This window comes from Aeromonas sp. R7-5, assembly GCF_040908015.1.
GTDB classification, from domain to species: Bacteria; Pseudomonadota; Gammaproteobacteria; order Enterobacterales; family Aeromonadaceae; genus Aeromonas; species Aeromonas caviae.
The window spans coordinates 131,524-147,914 of sequence record NZ_JBFOCZ010000026.1 but is presented as its reverse complement, the minus strand read 5'-3'; the positions used below and the strand labels follow the sequence as shown (position 1 = coordinate 147,914).

Annotated in this window: 16 protein-coding genes; 14 read left to right on the top strand and 2 right to left on the bottom strand. The window is 58.9% G+C overall.

The window, feature by feature from the left end; all coding sequences use genetic code 11:
- Window positions 1-643 precede the first annotated feature (643 nt).
- A complete protein-coding gene (gene rne, locus AB5Y53_RS09295; RefSeq protein ID WP_368181763.1) occupies window positions 644-3,772 on the bottom strand; it encodes a ribonuclease E in 3,129 nt (1,042 codons plus the stop codon).
- Window positions 3,773-4,186: 414 nt separating this feature from the next.
- On the opposite strand from rne, the gene rluC reads away from it, so the two are divergent.
- A complete protein-coding gene (gene rluC, locus AB5Y53_RS09290) occupies window positions 4,187-5,131 on the top strand; it encodes a 23S rRNA pseudouridine(955/2504/2580) synthase RluC (protein ID WP_201893979.1) in 945 nt (314 codons plus the stop codon).
- Window positions 5,132-5,183: 52 nt separating this feature from the next.
- On the opposite strand, the gene AB5Y53_RS09285 is transcribed toward rluC, so the two are convergent.
- Entirely contained in the window at window positions 5,184-5,765 is a 582-nt protein-coding gene (locus AB5Y53_RS09285; protein ID WP_368181761.1) for a nucleoside triphosphate pyrophosphatase, read from the bottom strand.
- Window positions 5,766-5,882: 117 nt separating this feature from the next.
- On the opposite strand from AB5Y53_RS09285, the gene AB5Y53_RS09280 reads away from it, so the two are divergent.
- From AB5Y53_RS09280 to holB, 13 genes are all read left to right on the top strand, one after another.
- Window positions 5,883-6,578, top strand: a complete 696-nt coding sequence (locus AB5Y53_RS09280; RefSeq protein ID WP_368182010.1) for an START domain-containing protein — start codon at window positions 5,883-5,885, stop codon at window positions 6,576-6,578.
- Window positions 6,579-6,774: 196 nt separating this feature from the next.
- Entirely contained in the window at window positions 6,775-7,296 is a 522-nt protein-coding gene (yceD, locus tag AB5Y53_RS09275; protein ID WP_368181760.1) for a 23S rRNA accumulation protein YceD, read from the top strand.
- 20 nt (window positions 7,297-7,316) lie between these two features.
- The gene (gene rpmF / locus AB5Y53_RS09270; protein ID WP_005300935.1) at window positions 7,317-7,484 is read left to right on the top strand and encodes a 50S ribosomal protein L32; all 168 of its coding nucleotides are present in this window, start codon (window positions 7,317-7,319) and stop codon (window positions 7,482-7,484) included.
- A 9-nt stretch (window positions 7,485-7,493) separates the two neighbouring features.
- Complete coding sequence (plsX, locus tag AB5Y53_RS09265; RefSeq protein ID WP_041215168.1) at window positions 7,494-8,513, top strand: phosphate acyltransferase PlsX; 1,020 nt, start codon at window positions 7,494-7,496, stop codon at window positions 8,511-8,513.
- Window positions 8,514-8,519: 6 nt separating this feature from the next.
- The gene (locus tag AB5Y53_RS09260; RefSeq protein WP_368181758.1) at window positions 8,520-9,479 is read left to right on the top strand and encodes a beta-ketoacyl-ACP synthase III; all 960 of its coding nucleotides are present in this window, start codon (window positions 8,520-8,522) and stop codon (window positions 9,477-9,479) included.
- 66 nt (window positions 9,480-9,545) lie between these two features.
- Entirely contained in the window at window positions 9,546-10,481 is a 936-nt protein-coding gene (gene fabD, locus AB5Y53_RS09255) for an ACP S-malonyltransferase (RefSeq protein WP_010674741.1), read from the top strand.
- A gap of 13 nt (window positions 10,482-10,494) precedes the next feature.
- Entirely contained in the window at window positions 10,495-11,229 is a 735-nt protein-coding gene (fabG, locus tag AB5Y53_RS09250) for a 3-oxoacyl-ACP reductase FabG (protein ID WP_039041169.1), read from the top strand.
- A 157-nt stretch (window positions 11,230-11,386) separates the two neighbouring features.
- Window positions 11,387-11,623, top strand: a complete 237-nt coding sequence (gene acpP / locus AB5Y53_RS09245; RefSeq protein WP_005300909.1) for an acyl carrier protein — start codon at window positions 11,387-11,389, stop codon at window positions 11,621-11,623.
- Between the two features lie 81 nt (window positions 11,624-11,704).
- On the top strand, window positions 11,705-12,946 hold the full coding sequence (gene fabF / locus AB5Y53_RS09240) for a beta-ketoacyl-ACP synthase II (protein ID WP_039041168.1): 1,242 nt from the start codon (window positions 11,705-11,707) through the stop codon (window positions 12,944-12,946).
- Window positions 12,947-13,012: 66 nt separating this feature from the next.
- Window positions 13,013-13,819 (top strand): aminodeoxychorismate lyase, encoded by an 807-nt coding sequence (pabC, locus tag AB5Y53_RS09235; RefSeq protein ID WP_368181757.1) that lies wholly within the window; start codon window positions 13,013-13,015, stop codon window positions 13,817-13,819.
- The gene (gene mltG / locus AB5Y53_RS09230; RefSeq protein WP_201888737.1) at window positions 13,809-14,810 is read left to right on the top strand and encodes an endolytic transglycosylase MltG; all 1,002 of its coding nucleotides are present in this window, start codon (window positions 13,809-13,811) and stop codon (window positions 14,808-14,810) included. Before pabC ends, mltG begins: the two co-directional genes overlap by 11 nt.
- A complete protein-coding gene (gene tmk / locus AB5Y53_RS09225; protein WP_368181754.1) occupies window positions 14,810-15,451 on the top strand; it encodes a dTMP kinase in 642 nt (213 codons plus the stop codon). Before mltG ends, tmk begins: the two co-directional genes overlap by 1 nt.
- Window positions 15,436-16,383, top strand: coding sequence for a DNA polymerase III subunit delta' (gene holB, locus AB5Y53_RS09220; RefSeq protein WP_368181751.1), 948 nt, complete (start codon window positions 15,436-15,438; stop codon window positions 16,381-16,383). The genes tmk and holB overlap by 16 nt, the downstream gene beginning before the upstream one ends.
- Window positions 16,384-16,391 lie beyond the last annotated feature (8 nt).

Here is a 16,391-nt window from a genome sequence, read left to right as displayed (position 1 = left end):
TGGAAATGAAACAAGGGCCTTCGGGCCCTTTTTTGTTGCCTGGTGAATGTCACGTCATACGGCAATAGTTCAATGAGTGATAGCTGTATGCCATCAGACAAGATGTTGAATGACATTATCTATCACCTCTTTAGCTTCTCTACATCCCTGAACTACTCGTTGTGCACAGTGAGAGGAACCTGCCTGTGTGACGCCTTGTTACAAGCCGACCCTTGCACGTGAAGCTGAAGGGAGGGCGTTCAACGGGTCTATGATCCTCACCAGAAATGATGAGAGTGAAGAGCGCCACAGGTTGCCCTATGTCTGGCATTCCTGTTCAACCTGGGCTGTCTCAGCTACCACGAACACACCGACAGAGCAGTCAAAGGGGCTGCCAGACTGTTTGCCAAAGGCATCATATGCTGTCAATGCACGGACCCTGTCGACAAAGCAGAGCATGTCGTGATGCTTTGTCAGAGATGAATCCTCTGTCTGGTGTGTTATTCACGTCTTGCTTGGACTGGGTGTGTGTGGTCATTGAACATCGGGAAAGCGGCGGATATCGAACGGGCAGGGGGGGAGAGCAAGGCGATGTCAGCCCCAAAAAAGAGACAAAAAAAGAGCCACACAATGTGTGGCTCTTTATTCAGACTAACGGGTCTGCTCAGGGGCGACCGGCCGGGCTGGTTGCCACGTTGCTGGCAGCGGTGCTGCCACCGTGGCGACCGGAGGTCACGACTTCGCTGCGTACCAGGGGAGCGTACTCCACGGGTTCACGGGGTGTCGGGGCAGGAGCCGCAGCCGGCGTTGCCATGGGGGCATAAGCCTTGCGGGCACGGGCCAATACACCGGCACCCTTGCTGACCTTCACTTCGGGGCTGGTTGCTGGCTCGGTTTGCACCACGGCAGCAGGCATCTCGACGACCTCCGCCTCGGCGGTGGCCGTCTCCTCAGCGATCGCGACAGGTGCCGCTTCAGCAACCGGTGCAACCTCTTCTGGGATGGCCTCAACTTGCTGGGTCTGCTCGACAGCGTCGATCACGGCTACAGGTTCGTCATGAGAGGCGGTGTCGACGATAGGTGCGACCATCTCGGGCTCGACAACTGCCACTTCGGCGACGGGTTCAGCGTCTGCTTGCGCAGCCTGCTCAACTTCGTCAGTGGAGGGCACGTCCACAGCCTGGGCTGCCAGTGCCTGCTCTGCCGCTTCCTCAGCAACGGCTTCAGCCACCACGTGTTCGGTCAGTGCGGCGGAGGCCTGCAGGGCGGCAGCAACCGCTTCTGCGCTCGGAATGGTGATGACAGGGACAACCGGTTCTTCCACCTTCACCTGAGCCGCATCGGCCTGGGCTGCGGTAGTCAGCTGCACTTCACCTTGTGCTTCGTCTTCACGCTGGCCACGAGCCTCTTCGTTGATGCGCTTGCGACGTTGCCCTTCGATGCGCTGATTGCGCGGGGTACGGCGGGAACGACGCTGACCTTCGCCTTGCTCTTCTTGCTGCTCAGCGGCGACATCGGTGATTTCCTCGTCAGTCGGCAGGGCAGGGGTGTCGGTCGCGGCGACATCGACACGGATCTGCTTGCGCAGTTGGCGACGTTCGCGGCGCTCAGCCACTTTCTGCTCTTTCTCCTGACGCGGTTCAGCGCTGGCGACCGCAGTATCAACGGTATCAACCGCCTCGACGATCACCTCGGCACGGGGTTCGCGGGGGACGCGAGGTTCACGAGCCGGACGCGGGGCACGAGGTTCGCGCTCCTGGCGGGGTTCGCGAGGCTCACGTTCCATGCGCTGTTCGGTGCGCACGTCACCACGGGGTTCCCGTTCCTGACGCGGTTCCCGCTCTTGACGAGGCTCACGCTCTTTACGCGGGCGACGATTGCGATCACTGCTCTCGCGGCTTGCTGCGCCTTCACGCTTGTCACCGCTCTCGGCGTTGCGATTGCTGCGGTTGTCGTCGCGACGGCCACGTTGACCACGGCTGCGGGATTCATCGCGCTGGTGACGGTGCCCGTCATCCTTGCGAACTTCGCGCTGGGCGGCCGGTTTGTCGGCAGGCGCCTTCACCTCGGCCGGAGCCGCATCGGAGGAGGCACCGAACAGGCCGGAGAAGGCCTTGGCCAGCTTGCCAAAGAAGCCGACTTGTTCTGCAACCGGAGCGGGAGTCGCAACAGGAGCCGGGGCGGCGGGCGCAACCGGCTGAGGAGCCGGGGCAAACCCTTGCAGCAGCGGTTGTTCACGCTCGACTACCTGAGCCTGGCGCGGCTGATAGACCGGCTTGGCAATCTCGGTTTTGAGCTCGTAGCTGGCCGCTTCCGGGATCTCGTTCTGACGGATGCGGGTCACTTCGTAGTGCGGGGTTTCCAGATGCTGGTTCGGAATGATGTAGACACGCACATCATTGCGCTGTTCCAGATTGGCGATGGAAGTACGCTTCTCGTTGAGCAGATAGGCGGCCACATCGACCGGCACCTGGGCATGAACCTGCTCGGTGTTGTCCTTCATGGCCTCTTCTTCGATGAGACGCAGGATGGACAGGGCGAGGGATTCATTGTCACGGATGACCCCCTGACCCTGGCAACGGGGGCAGATATGGCTGCTGGACTCGTTGAGGGAGGGACGCAGACGCTGGCGAGACATCTCCAGCAGACCGAAACGGGAGATACGGCCCAGCTGGATGCGGGCACGATCCTGATGCACCGCTTCACGCAGACGGTTTTCCACTTCGCGCTGATGGCGAACCGGGGTCATGTCGATGAAGTCGATGACAATCAGGCCACCCAGGTCACGCAGGCGCAATTGACGGGCAATCTCGTCGGCCGCTTCCAGGTTGGTCTGCAGGGCGGTCTCTTCGATATCGCCGCCCTTGGTGGCGCGGGAGGAGTTGATATCGATGGAGGTCAGTGCTTCGGTCGGGTCGATGACGATGCTGCCGCCGGAGGGCAGGCGCACTTCGCGCTGGAAGGCCGATTCGATCTGGCTCTCGATCTGGAAGTGGTTGAACAGGGCGACATCACCCTTGTACAGCTTCACGCGATTGAGGAAATCGGGGCGGACCAGCTCGATATGTGACTTGGCGCGCTCGAAGATGACCGGATTATCGATCAGGATCTCGCCCACATCGCGACGCAGATAGTCACGGATGGCGCGCACGATGACGTTGCTCTCCTGGTGAATGAGCACCGGAGCGGAACGTTGTTGTGACGCCTTGTGGATGGAGTCCCAGTGATTGAGCAGAACGTTCAGATCCCACTCCAGCTCTTCCGGGGACTTGCCCACACCGGCGGTGCGCACGATGAGGCCCATGCCGTCCGGCACGGTCAGTCCGCTCAGGGCTTCCTTCAGCTCGGTCCGCTCGTCACCCTCGATGCGACGGGAGATGCCGCCGGCACGAGGGTTGTTCGGCATCAGCACCAAGTAGCTGCCAGCCAGACTGATGAAGGTGGTGAGGGCTGCACCCTTGGTACCACGCTCTTCCTTGTCGATCTGGACAATCACTTCCTGGCCTTCGCGGACCACTTCTTTGATGTTGGGACGACCCTGATAGGAGTAACCGGAGGGGAAGTAATTGCGGGCGATTTCCTTTAACGGCAGGAAACCGTGGCGTTCGGCGCCATAGTCAACAAAAGCAGCTTCGAGACTGGGTTCTACTCGGGTGATTTTGCCCTTGTAAATGTTCGCTTTTTTCTGCTCGTGTCCCGGACTTTCAATATCCAAATCGTAGAGCTGTTGTCCGTCAACCAGCGCTACGCGCAACTCCTCTTCCTGAGTCGCGTTGATTAGCATTCTTTTCATTGAGTTCTCATTATTTTGTCATTTTGATTCCTCCACTGGGTCCTGCCGGCGCCGGCCTCGGGTCTTCAGCATGCTGGGGCAACCTCCCGGTTGGGGTATGCATGAGGCGCAAACTAAGGGCACTCTGGTTCAGCCTTCTCGAGAGGGCGTGAATTAAGGATACCGATGTGGAGACAATTTACGTCGGCTCTGTTTGTGTTCTCCATGCGTTGTACCTCGCACCCGGGAACCGTCATGTTCTTGTATACACGGTGTTTCGGGATTGGGTGGCATACATTTTGGCCACTTAGTACAAGGCTTGAACACAATGACAAAACCTTGTTTATTATCCCATTTAAACCACTTTTATAGCAAGACGCCATTTTTTAACAAAGCATGGAGCCAAGGGCTGTCAGCGGTGTTAAAATCCGCGCCATGACACAGATACATCAACAAGTGCAGCTGCTCACCATCGAAGCTGAGCATGACGGGCAGCGCATCGACAATTTTCTCAAGACTCAGTTAAAGGGCGTCCCCAAGAGCCTGATTTATCGCATCCTTCGAAAAGGGGAGGTGCGGGTCAACAAGAAGCGCATCAAACCGGAATACAAGCTTTGTGCCGGTGACGAGGTGCGGGTGCCCCCCGTGCGTGTGGCCGAGAAGAACGAGTTGCCTTCTGCCAACCTCGGCAGCATCCAGCGTCTGGAGAGCCAGATCCTGTTTGAAGACGATGCCATGATAGTGCTCAACAAGCCGTCCGGCATGGCAGTGCACGGCGGTAGCGGCCTCAGCTTTGGCGTCATCGAAGGGCTGCGTGCCCTGCGCCCCGAAGCCCGTTTCCTCGAACTGGTGCACCGGCTGGATCGCGACACCTCCGGCGTGCTGCTGGTTGCCAAGAAGCGCAGTGCCCTGCGCAGCCTGCACGAGCAGTTGCGGGTCAAGACCATGCGCAAGCAGTATCTGGCGCTGGTGCGCGGCCAGTGGCAACCCCACGTCAAGGTGGTCAATGCGCCACTTCGCAAAAATGATCTGCAATCCGGCGAGCGGGTGGTGCGGGTCAGCAGCGATGGCAAACCTTCCGAGACCCGGTTCCGGATTGCCCGTCAGTTTGCTGAGGCCACACTGGTCGAGTGCAGTCCCATCACTGGCCGTACTCACCAGATCCGTGTCCACACCCAGCACGCCGGCCATCCCATCGCCTGCGATGACAAATATGGTGAGGCCGGGTTTGATGAAAAGATGCGAGGGCAGGGGCTAAAGCGTTTGTTCCTGCACGCCTGGAAGCTCACCTTTACTCATCCGGTGGACGACCGGGAGATGCAGGTGGAAGCGCCATTGTCACCGGAGCTTGAGGCGTTCCTCGCCAAGCTGCCACGCTGACAACCATGAAAAACGGGAGCCAAGGCTCCCGTTTTTCATGGCAGAGTTCTTGTTATGGCAGAGCCAGGCCGTGGCGACCCAGGAGATCAACCAAGCCTATCAGGGGAAGACCGACAAGGGCGTTGGGATCGCGCCCCTCCAGCGCCTTGAACAAGACGATGCCCATTCCCTCGCACTTGAAGCTGCCGGCACAATCCAGAGGACGTTCGGCCTCCACATAGCGACGGATGGCGGCTTCGTCGAGCGAACGAAAATGCACGGTGAAAGGCTCGACGAGCTGCTCGGCATGGCCATTTGCAGCATTGATCACGCACAGCCCGGTGTAAAAGATGACGCGCTTGCCTTGGGCCTGCAGCAACTGCTCGACCGCCTTCTCCACCGTGCCGGGCTTGCCGAGGATCTGCCCGTCACAGACGCACACCTGATCTGAACCGATGATCAATCCTTGATCACGAGCAGCCGCAACCGCACTCGCCTTGGCAAACGCCAATCTGCTGACCAGGGCTTCCGCGGTTTCCCCGTGTTGCGCCGTCTCATCGACTTGAGGCGCGGCACAGTGAAACGGCTGACCGAGTTTTTCCAGCAAGGTCTTGCGGTAGGACGAGGTGGACGCGAGGATCAAGGAAGGCTGCATGTTTTGATGATATCCATTTATAAATCAATTGGTTGATTCTATCTGTGCAGATGGGGCCACGCAAACAGGAGATGTCTACAGCGGGACTCGCCTAATTAGCGGGAAGCATGCATGCTGATGGAACCACAGCACAAACACAAGAGATCGGAATTGAGCGTGATGACACGATATGCGGCCTTGGTCATGGCACTGATCTCCTTCGCCAGCTGGGCAGGGACATGGCAACTTCGCCAGGGGGATGAGGGGGTGATGCTTTGGACCCAGCCACATCCTCCGACCTCTTTTCAGGCCTTACGTCTGGAGATGCGCGTGAATGCCGATCCTGGCGCGCTGATCACGGTGCTGCGCAACACGGCGCGCCATAAAGAGTGGTTGCCCCAGAGCCGTGAAGTCAGGGTGCTGGCCAGATCGGGTCCCGACGATGATCTGGTCTATACCCGCCTGGCATCTCCCTGGCCGGTGCAAGACAGGGAGCTCATCACCCGCTCCCATCTGAGTCGACGCATCGATTGCAGCCTGACTCTCGAGGTGTTGGCAGAGCCGAATGCCCTGCCATTGCATGCAGGGCTGTTCCGGATCCAGGAAAGCGCCGGACGGTGGGAGGCGCTACCCCAACGGGATGGCAGCACACTCGTTCGGCTCGAAACCTATACCAACCCGGGCAACAACTTGCCGGGCTGGCTGGTCAATCCCATTGCCATCAAGGCTGCCGTGGGCAGTTTCAAAGCCATACGCCGACTGATGGAAGCCGAGCCCAGAGTGGCTGCGACACCAGGCCTGCTGGGGAGCGACCCGCGCTGTTCTGCCACCTGATGAGACACCAAGGAGCACATCCGGTGGACAGACAGGGGAGGGGAACAGGATCCTGTGCCAGATCCTGCACGATATGGCATAATCGGCCACCGATGAGCACAAGTTCCTCTTGCAGGGGCCTGTGAAGGTAAAATCATCGGCGGTAAGGACTTTTTCCTTTGACTATCCCTTGTTGGACCTATAATATTCGCGCCCTATGCAAAAGGTGAAGTTGCCCGTTAAGGTTGATCCAGTCCGTAATGCCTTGAAGCTACTCGATTATGTCGGGATAGTGGAAAAGTCGCAGATGCCCAGGCTGGAGGAATCAACCGAAGGCTTGCGAAGTGATGTGGATGTCACACTGCACTTTGGCAAAGATGTCCAGAAGTTGACCGTTATGAAAGGCACTGCCCATGCCAAGGTCGACCTGGTTTGCCAGCGTTGTGGTGAGACATTTGAACACCTTTGTGAAGCTAGTTTTGTTTACACTCCGCTGTTCGAAAGAACAAACGAGGAAGAACTGCCGGAAGCTTATGAGCCCATTGAGTTGGACGAAAACGGCGAGATAGATCTTCATCAAATCCTGGAGGATGAACTCATCCTCTCGTTGCCTCAGGTAGCCATGCATCCGGTGGATGTGTGTCCCAGAGGAAACATGGAGATGACCTGGGGTGAAATCGAACCTGCTGATGAGCGGCCGAATCCCTTTGCAGTTCTTGAAGCGCTCAAACGTAAGTGAATTTTAGGAGTTAGCCTACCATGGCCGTACAACAGAACCGTAAAACCCGCGCCAAGCGTGGCATGCGTCGTTCCCACGATGCGCTGACCACCGCTGCCCTGACTGTTGATCAGACCAGTGGCGAAATTCATCGTCGTCACCACGTGACTGCCGATGGTTTCTACCGCGGTAAAAAGGTAATCGCTTAAGGATTGCCTTTGTCTACGCAAACTGTCGCGCTAGACATAATGGGGGGAGATATCGGCCCCTCGGAAACAGTGCCTGCCGCCGTGCAGGCACTGTCTCTTCTACCCCAGCTAAAACTTGTTCTGGTCGGTGATCAACACCAGACTGCCCCTCTTCTGCAGCAACATGGCCTGCTCAACCACCCTCGCGTTCGTCTCGTGCATGCCTCCCAGGTCGTGGGCATGGGCGAAAAGCCTATCGTGGCGCTGCGTACCCTGAAAGACTCCTCCATGCGCGTGACCCTGGATCTGGTCAAGAGCGGCGCCGCCGATGCCTGTGTCAGTGCCGGTAACACCGGTGCCTTGATGGCCATGGCCAAGTGCGTGCTCAAATCCTTGCCCGGTGTTGACCGGCCAGCCCTCATCAAGGCGCTGCCCACATTGGGTGGAAAACGGACCGTGATGCTGGATCTGGGTGCGAACGTGAGCTGCGATGCCGACACCTTGCTGCAATTTGCCGTGATGGGCGCCGTGGTCGCAGAGAAGGTGGAGGGGATACCTTCACCCAGAGTGGCGCTGCTCAACGTAGGGGAGGAGGAGATCAAGGGCAACGACCTGGTGCGCCACAGCGCTGAGTTGCTGCGCCAATGCTCCGCCCTGAATTTTGTCGGTTTCATTGAGGGAGACAGGATCTTCAGCGGCGAGTGTGACGTGATCGTCTGCGACGGTTTCGTGGGCAACGTGGCGCTCAAGACCGCGGAGGGGGTGGTGCGGATGATGGCCGAACTGGCCGGATATCCGCGTAAAAAACGCAGTTTTCTTGGTCGACTCGCCGGATTTATGTTCAAACGGCGTTTCTCTTACCTGAACCCCGACCAGTATAATGGCGCGAGTCTGTTAGGATTGCGCGGCATTGTGGTAAAAAGCCATGGGCGGGCCGAGCGCCGCGCTCTGTGTCATGCGATTCTGCTGGCCGCACAAGAAGCCAGACATCAACTTCCATTGCAAATTGCAGATCGCCTTGAATCTGTCTTTTCCGACAGGGATTTATAAAACTCTATGCATAGCAAAATTCTGGGTACTGGCAGTTATCTGCCGAGTTCGGTTCGTACCAACGCCGATCTTGAACAGATGGTTGAAACCAGTGACGAATGGATCGTGGAACGCACCGGGATCCGTGAACGCCGTATCGCCGGAGCCGACGAAACCGTCGCGACCCTTTCTCATCAGGCGGCCTTGCGTGCGCTTGATGCGGCAGGTCTGACTGCCGCCGATCTGGACATGATAGTGCTGGCCACCACCAGCGCAGAGAATGCCTTCCCAGCTGCTGCCTGTGAACTGCAGGGGCTGCTTGACGTACCGGGGATCCCGGCGTTTGACGTAGCCGCCGCCTGTGCCGGCTTTACATATGCTCTCGCCATCGCCGATCAGTTCGTCAAATCCGGTGCTGCTCGCCACGTGCTGGTTGTCGGTGCGGACGTGCTGTCACGCATGTGCGATCCCGAGGATCGCGGCACCATCATCCTGTTCGGGGACGGGGCAGGGGCCGTGATCATCGGTGCCAGCGACACTCCTGGGATCCTCTCCACCCATCTGCATGCCGATGGCCGTTATGGCGAGCTGCTCAAACTGCCGCAGCCCCGTCGCGGCATGCCGGGTGCTGAGCTCGAAGCCTACATGTACATGAAGGGCAACGATGTCTTCAAGGTGGCGGTGACACGCCTTAGCGAGATCGTGACCGAAACCCTGGCTGCGGCCAACGTCGAGCCGAGCGAGCTGGACTGGCTGGTGCCCCATCAAGCCAACTTCCGCATCATCAATGCCACCGCCAAGAAACTCGGCATGGGGCTCGACAAGGTGATCCTGACCCTGGATCGTCATGGCAATACCTCCGCGGCCTCCGTGCCCATCGCCTTCGATGAAGGGGTGCGCGATGGTCGCATCAAACCCGGCCAGCTGGTCCTGCTGGAAGCCTTCGGCGGCGGTTTTGCCTGGGGCTCTGCGCTGGTTCGCCTCTGATACCGAGCGGTGCCCGGTCCTCGGGCGCCCGCTTACCGAATTCGTCTTACCTTAAAGGAATCAATGATGACCCGATTTGCCATTGCCTTCCCGGGACAAGGCTCCCAGAGCGTCGGCATGCTGGCCGAGCTGGCCGAGCAACACGCAGTGATTAAAGAGACCTTCGCCGAGGCGAGCCAGGTGCTGGGCTATGACCTGTTTGCCCTGGTGATGGCAGGCCCGGCCGAGGATCTCAACAAAACCTGGCGTACCCAGCCAGCGCTGTTGACCGCCTCCGTCGCGCTGTGGCGCCTGTGGCAACAACAAGGCGGGGTAACCCCTGCCGTGATGGCCGGCCACAGCCTGGGGGAATACTCCGCCCTGGTGTGCAGCGGCGCGCTGGCGTTTGCCGATGCCGTCAAGCTGGTCGAGCTGCGTGGTTTGGCCATGCAGGAAGCCGTACCGGAAGGCACTGGCGCCATGGCTGCCATCATCGGTCTGGACAACGAAAGCATCGCTGCCAACTGTGAGAAAGCGGCCCAGGGGCAGGTGGTCTCTCCGGTCAACTTCAACTCTCCGGGTCAGGTGGTCATCGCCGGCCACAAAGAGGCGGTCGAGCGTGCCAACGTGCTGATGAAAGAGTCAGGCGCCAAGCGTGCCCTGCCGCTGCCGGTCTCCGTGCCCTCCCACTGCGCCCTGATGAAACCGGCCGCAGAAAAGCTGGCCGCCGCCCTGGATGGGATCGAGATCAAGGTTCCTGCCATCGCCGTCATCAATAATGTTGACGTCTCTTGTGAGCAGGATCCTGCCGCCATCAAGCAAGCCCTGGTGCGTCAGCTGTTCAGCCCGGTTCGCTGGACTGAAACGGTAGAGCGCATGGCCAACGACGGTGTTACCCTCGAAATCGAGATGGGCCCGGGCAAGGTGTTGACCGGCCTGGCCAAGCGCATCGATGCGCGAGTGGAAGGTATTCACGCCAACGACGCCGCCTCGTTCGAGCAGGCGCTGGCCCAGATCAAGTAAACAGGAGCAAGTCATGAGTTTTACCGATAAGGTTGTGTTGGTCACTGGCGCCAGCCGTGGCATTGGTCGTGCGATTGCGGAGACGTTTGCTGCTCGTGGCGCCAAAGTCGTGGGTACCGCGACCAGCGAGAGCGGTGCCGAAGCGATCAGTGCTTACCTGGGTGAGCAAGGCTGCGGCATGGCACTGAACGTGACCAGTCAGGAATCCATCGAAACCGTCTTCGCCGCCATCAAGGCGCGTTTTGGCGACATCGACATCCTGATCAACAACGCCGGCATCACCCGCGACAACCTGCTGATGCGGATGAAGGATGACGAGTGGAACGAGATCATCGACACCAATCTCACCTCCCTGTACCGTCTGAGCAAGCCGGTATTGCGTGCCATGATGAAGAAGCGTAACGGTCGCATCATCAGCATCGGTTCCGTAGTCGGCACCATGGGCAACGCCGGTCAGGTCAACTATGCTGCTGCCAAGGCTGGTCTGGTTGGCTTTACCAAGTCGCTGGCCCGTGAAGTGGCATCTCGTGGCATCACGGTGAATGCGGTTGCTCCCGGTTTCATCGAGACCGACATGACCAAGGCGCTCAATGAAGAGCAGCGCGCCGGCATCATGAATCAGGTGCCTGCTGCCCGTTTGGGCGATCCGAAAGAAATTGCTGCCGCTGTGGTATTCTTGGCATCGGATGATGCCGCCTATATTACCGGCGAAACCCTGCATGTTAATGGCGGGATGTACATGGTGTAATCAATTTGTCGTGAGTTCTGTTCAAATTTGCGATAATACGCCGAAGTTTGGCGAATTTCGTGGTTTGACCAGCGGCAAGTCACTTGCAAACTCACGTCAATTGAATACACTACCCCAACCAGACGCAATAGCGTATTTTTAAAGGAAAATTCAGGTCATGAGCAACATCGAAGAACGCGTAAAGAAAATCATCATCGAACAACTGGGTGTTAAAGAAGAAGACGTGAAGAACGCTGCCTCCTTCGTCGACGACCTGGGCGCTGACTCTTTGGATACCGTTGAACTGGTAATGGCGCTGGAAGAAGAATTCGATACCGAAATTCCTGATGAAGAAGCCGAGAAGATCACCACTGTTCAAGCGGCTATCGACTACATCACCGCTAATCAGGAATAAGTTCCTGTTCTGAAAGAAGCGGCCCAAGGGCCGCTTCTTTTATGTTTACCCCTTTCAAAACACCTCTCGGAGACTACCTCAGTGTCAAAACGCAGAGTCGTGGTGACCGGCTTGGGGATGCTTTCCCCGGTAGGCAACACTGCCGAATCCAGCTGGCAAGCCCTGCTCAACGGGCAGAGCGGCATTTCCCTCATCGACCACTTTGATGCAAGCGAGTTCGCAACCCGTTTCGCAGGCCTGGTCAAGGATTTCGACCCCGAAGAGTTCGGCATCAACCGCAAAGAAGCCCGCAAGATGGATCTCTTCATCCAGTATGGCGTGGCGGCGGGTGTCCAGGCCCTGGAAGATTCCGGCCTGATCATCAACGAAGAGAACGCGGAGCGGGTAGGCGTTGCCATCGGCTCCGGTATCGGCGGTCTGGGTCTGATTGAGCAGAACCACAGCAGCCTCATCAATGGCGGCCCTCGCAAGCTGAGCCCTTTCTTCGTTCCGTCCACCATCATCAATATGGTGTCCGGTCATCTTTCCATCATGAAAGGCATGCAGGGCCCGAACATCGCCGTGACTACCGCCTGTACCACGGGTACCCATGCCATCGGCATGGCTGGCCGGATGATCGCCTATGGCGATGCGGACGTGATGGTTGCCGGTGGTGCCGAGAAAGCCTCCACCCCCATGGGCATGGGCGGCTTTGCCGCTGCCAAGGCGCTCTCCACCCGCAATGACGAACCGCAGAAGGCGAGCCGCCCCTGGGACAAGGATCGCGACGGTTTCGTGCTGGGCGACGGTGCCGGCGTGTTGGTGCTGGAAGAGTATGAACATGCCAAGGCCCGAGGCGCCAAGATCTATGCCGAGTTGGTCGGCTTTGGCATGAGCGGGGATGCCTATCACATGACGGCCCCTCCCTCGGACGGTGATGGTGGCGCACGCGCCATGAAGAACGCCATCAAGGATGCTGGCATCGCACCCGAGCAGATCGGTTACATCAATGCTCACGGTACCTCTACCCCCCTTGGGGATGTGGCAGAGCTGCGCGGCATGAAGAAGGTGTTTGGTGAACATGCCAGCGCCCTGATGGTCAGCTCCACCAAGTCCATGACAGGCCACCTGTTGGGTGCGGCTGGCGCCATCGAGGCGATCATCACAGTGCTCTCTCTGCGTGACCAGATGGTGCCTCCCACCATCAACCTGGACAACCCGGATGATGAGTGCGACCTGGATCTGGTGCCGCACGTTGCCAAGGCCGGCAGCTTCGAATATGCCCTCTCCAATTCCTTCGGTTTTGGCGGCACCAATGGCTCCCTGATCTTCAAACGCGTATAATTCGCTCTGGGCGAATGATAAGGCCCGATACGGCAGTATCGGGCCTTTTTTATCGGAGGGATCCCCTTGCTGATTAATGGAATACCCACAGACACACTGTCAGCCAGGGATCGTGGTCTGGCATACGGTGATGGTCATTTCACCACCATGCTGGTGAGGGAAGGGAAGGTACTCTGGTGGCAGGACCATCTGGCCCGGCTGCAACATGCCAACGCCCGGCTTGGTTTTGGCGAGCACTCCTGGGACCTGCTTGCCGACGAAGCGGCGCAGCTGGCTTCTGGGCAGACACAGGCTGTCGTCAAGATAATGCTGACCCGGGGCGCCGGTGGGCGGGGATATGACGGCGCAGGCTGTGACACGCCCACTCGCATCGTCTCTTTGGCACCTTATCCTGAGCATTATCATGATTGGCAGCAAACCGGCATCAATGCCCTGGTATGCCAGCAGCAGCTTGGGGACAGTCCCATGCTCGCCGGTCTCAAGACGCTGGGGCGCCTCGAACAAGTGATGCTGAAGCGCGAACTTGCTGCGCGTGGCGGGGTCGAAGGTATAGTCTTGAACAGCCGGGGATTTCTGATAGAAGGGGTCAGCGCGAATCTGTTTTGGCGTCGTGGCAGGACGGTGTTCACACCGGATCTCACCCGCGCCGGGATCGATGGCATCATGCGCAAGCGCGTGATGACGATGCTTAAACAGATGGGCATTGAACTGCGTGTCGTAGAGGCTCCATTGGAGTCACTCTGGCAGGCGGAAGAGGTCTGGCTGACCAATACCCTGATGGGGATTGTCCCGGTCACCAGCATCGGGGATATGCACTATCCCAGTCCGGTATTGATTCGCCGTTTACAGGAGCGCTTGGTCATTGAAGTTTAATCGGCTTTACACCCTGCTCGCGGGGGCGGCACTCTCTGTCGCCGTTGCCGGAGGGTACGTGTATCACAAGTGGCAACAGGTGGAGACGCTCACCAACAAGGGGCCAACCCGCCTCTTTACCGTCGAAAAAGGCGCCCATGCGGCGCGCCTGATTGCCGAACTGGGGGAGGGGGAAACCAGCCCCTGGGCGGTGCGTCTCTGGTTGCGCGGTCATCCCGAACTGGTGGCCATCAAGTCCGGCACCTATGAAATCAAGGAAGGGGCGCCGCTCAAGGAGACCCTCTCTCTCTTTGCTTCCGGCAAGGAGTTTCACTTCAGCCTGACCTTTGTCGAAGGGTCCCGATTTGAGGATTGGCTGAAGCAACTTTCCAGTGCCCCCTATCTGGAGCGCCTGACTCTGGAGCAGAGCGAAACCGAGCTGGCTCAGGAACTCGGCATCGAAAATGGCAAGCTGGAGGGATGGTTCCTGCCGGAAACCTACGCCTATACCACTCATGCCAGCGATCTCTCCATCCTGCGCCGCGCCTATCAGGACATGAAAACGTTCCTGGAGGCTTCCTGGGAGAAGCGTCAGGCCAATCTGCCCTACAAGACACCCTATGAGGCGCTCATCATGGCCTCCATCATCGAAAAAGAGACGGGCCAACCGGATGAACGGGCCCAGATTGCCTCTGTGTTCGTCAACCGCCTACGCCTTGGCATGAAGTTGCAGACCGACCCTACCGTCATCTACGGGGTGAAGGACAGGTTCGATGGCAACATTCGCCGCAGCGATTTGACCGACGTGAACCCCTACAACACCTATGTGATCGATGGTCTGCCTCCGACGCCCATCGCCATGCCGGGCAAGGCCTCCATCGAGGCGGCGCTCAACCCCAAATCGACCGACTATCTCTACTTCGTTGCCAAGGGGGGCGGTGCCCACTACTTCTCCAAGACCCTCGATGAACACAATCGGGCGGTCCGCGAATACATATTGAAGAAACCCTAATGTCTAAATTTATCGTGATTGAAGGACTGGAAGGAGCAGGGAAGAGCTCCGCGGTGCGTTATGTGACCGACTATCTGCATGGCCACGGCGTGGCTCGGCTCGAGTGTACCCGTGAGCCGGGCGGCACGCCGCTGGCCGAGCGGATGCGGGCCATCGTCAAGGAAGTGCACGACGAGCGCCTGACAGTCGAGGCCGAGCTGCTGTTGATGTACGCCTCCCGGGTACAACTGGTGGAGACCCGGATCAAGCCTGCCTTGGCAGACGGCATCTGGGTAGTGGGCGATCGCCACGATCTCTCCTCCCAGGCCTATCAGGGGGGTGGCCGCGGCATCGATGCGAACCTCATCGGCGCCATCAAACGGGCGGTCCTCGGGGATTTCAAGCCGGATCTGACGCTCTATCTGGACATCGATCCTGCCATCGGCCTGCAGCGGGCCCGCCATCGCGGCGAGCTGGACAGGATTGAGCTGGAGCAGATCGGCTTCTTTGAACGTACCCGCCAGCGTTACCTCGAGTTGGCGGCCGCCGATGATTCCATCCAGGTCATCGATGCCGGATTGCCCCCGGAGCAAGTCAAAGCCGCCATCGAGGCAGCTCTTGAGCATTATCTGGCAAGCGAGGGACTATGTATCCCTGGCTGATCCCGGATTGGCATGCCTTGAGCGAGACGGCCCGGGCCGGACGGCTCGGGCACGCCTGGTTGCTGCTAGGCGATCCCGGCCTTGGCAAGGAGCAGCTTGCAGAGCGACTGGCGCGACTGCACCTGTGTCAGCATCCACAACGAGGTGAGCCCTGCGGTCAGTGCCACTCCTGCCAGCTTTTTGAGAAGGGGCATCACCCGGATCTTGGCACCCTGGGGCCCGAGGGCAAGACCATAGGTGTCGAAGCCATCCGGGAGATTTGCAGCCGTCTCCAGAGCACGTCCCAGCTCGGTCGCGGAAAGGTGGTGATCATTCAGGAGGCGGAGCGCATGACGGAGTCTGCCGCCAATGCTTTGCTGAAGACGCTGGAAGAGCCGGCTGGCGACAGTCTGTTGCTGCTCATCGCATCCCGGGTATCTCGCCTGCTCCCCACCATCTTGAGCCGTTGTCACAAGCATGTCTGCCAGCTCCCCTCTGAGGGGGAGACCCTTGCCTGGCTCGCCGAGCAGGGCCATCAGGCCACCCAGGCCCAGGTGCGGATCTGCCAGGGTGCGCCGCTGCGGGTGCTGAGCTACATCGAAGCACAGCAAGATGATGCCAGACGGGCATTGCTCGACGGATTTGTCTCGCTGGCATCGGCCCCCACCCGTGCGGCGAATGTCTGTGCCCAGTTGGCCGAGGATACTCAGGTCCGGCTGCACTGGTTGCAGCTCTTCCTGTGCGATGCCCTCAAGCTTCAGGCTGGCTGCGGCAATCATCAACTGGCAATGCCGGATCTTGCATCACTCAGCCAGCAACTGGCAGAGAAACACTCCAGCGAACGGCTCCTGGAAGCTGAACAGCAGCTGGTTGTGCTGAAAGAGGCTTGTCAGCCAGGACAGCTTTCCAATCCCACCATCCATTTGATGAACTGGCTCAATCGCTGGTTATAAACAAGGTT

What these genes read in the sequence shown, in the direction of transcription:
- yceD (WP_368181760.1), top strand. Translation starts at nt 6,775, where the DNA reads ATGCAAAAGGTGAAGTTGCCCGTTAAGGTTGATCCAGTCCGTAATGCC.
- fabG (WP_039041169.1), top strand. Translation starts at nt 10,495, where the DNA reads ATGAGTTTTACCGATAAGGTTGTGTTGGTCACTGGCGCCAGCCGTGGC.
- rluC (WP_201893979.1), top strand. Translation starts at nt 4,187, where the DNA reads ATGACACAGATACATCAACAAGTGCAGCTGCTCACCATCGAAGCTGAG.
- holB (WP_368181751.1), top strand. Translation starts at nt 15,436, where the DNA reads ATGTATCCCTGGCTGATCCCGGATTGGCATGCCTTGAGCGAGACGGCC.
- rpmF (WP_005300935.1), top strand. Translation starts at nt 7,317, where the DNA reads ATGGCCGTACAACAGAACCGTAAAACCCGCGCCAAGCGTGGCATGCGT.
- tmk (WP_368181754.1), top strand. Translation starts at nt 14,810, where the DNA reads ATGTCTAAATTTATCGTGATTGAAGGACTGGAAGGAGCAGGGAAGAGC.
- fabD (WP_010674741.1), top strand. Translation starts at nt 9,546, where the DNA reads ATGACCCGATTTGCCATTGCCTTCCCGGGACAAGGCTCCCAGAGCGTC.
- rne (WP_368181763.1), bottom strand. Translation starts at nt 3,772, where the DNA reads ATGAAAAGAATGCTAATCAACGCGACTCAGGAAGAGGAGTTGCGCGTA.
- AB5Y53_RS09260 (WP_368181758.1), top strand. Translation starts at nt 8,520, where the DNA reads ATGCATAGCAAAATTCTGGGTACTGGCAGTTATCTGCCGAGTTCGGTT.
- acpP (WP_005300909.1), top strand. Translation starts at nt 11,387, where the DNA reads ATGAGCAACATCGAAGAACGCGTAAAGAAAATCATCATCGAACAACTG.
- AB5Y53_RS09285 (WP_368181761.1), bottom strand. Translation starts at nt 5,765, where the DNA reads ATGCAGCCTTCCTTGATCCTCGCGTCCACCTCGTCCTACCGCAAGACC.
- AB5Y53_RS09280 (WP_368182010.1), top strand. Translation starts at nt 5,883, where the DNA reads ATGGAACCACAGCACAAACACAAGAGATCGGAATTGAGCGTGATGACA.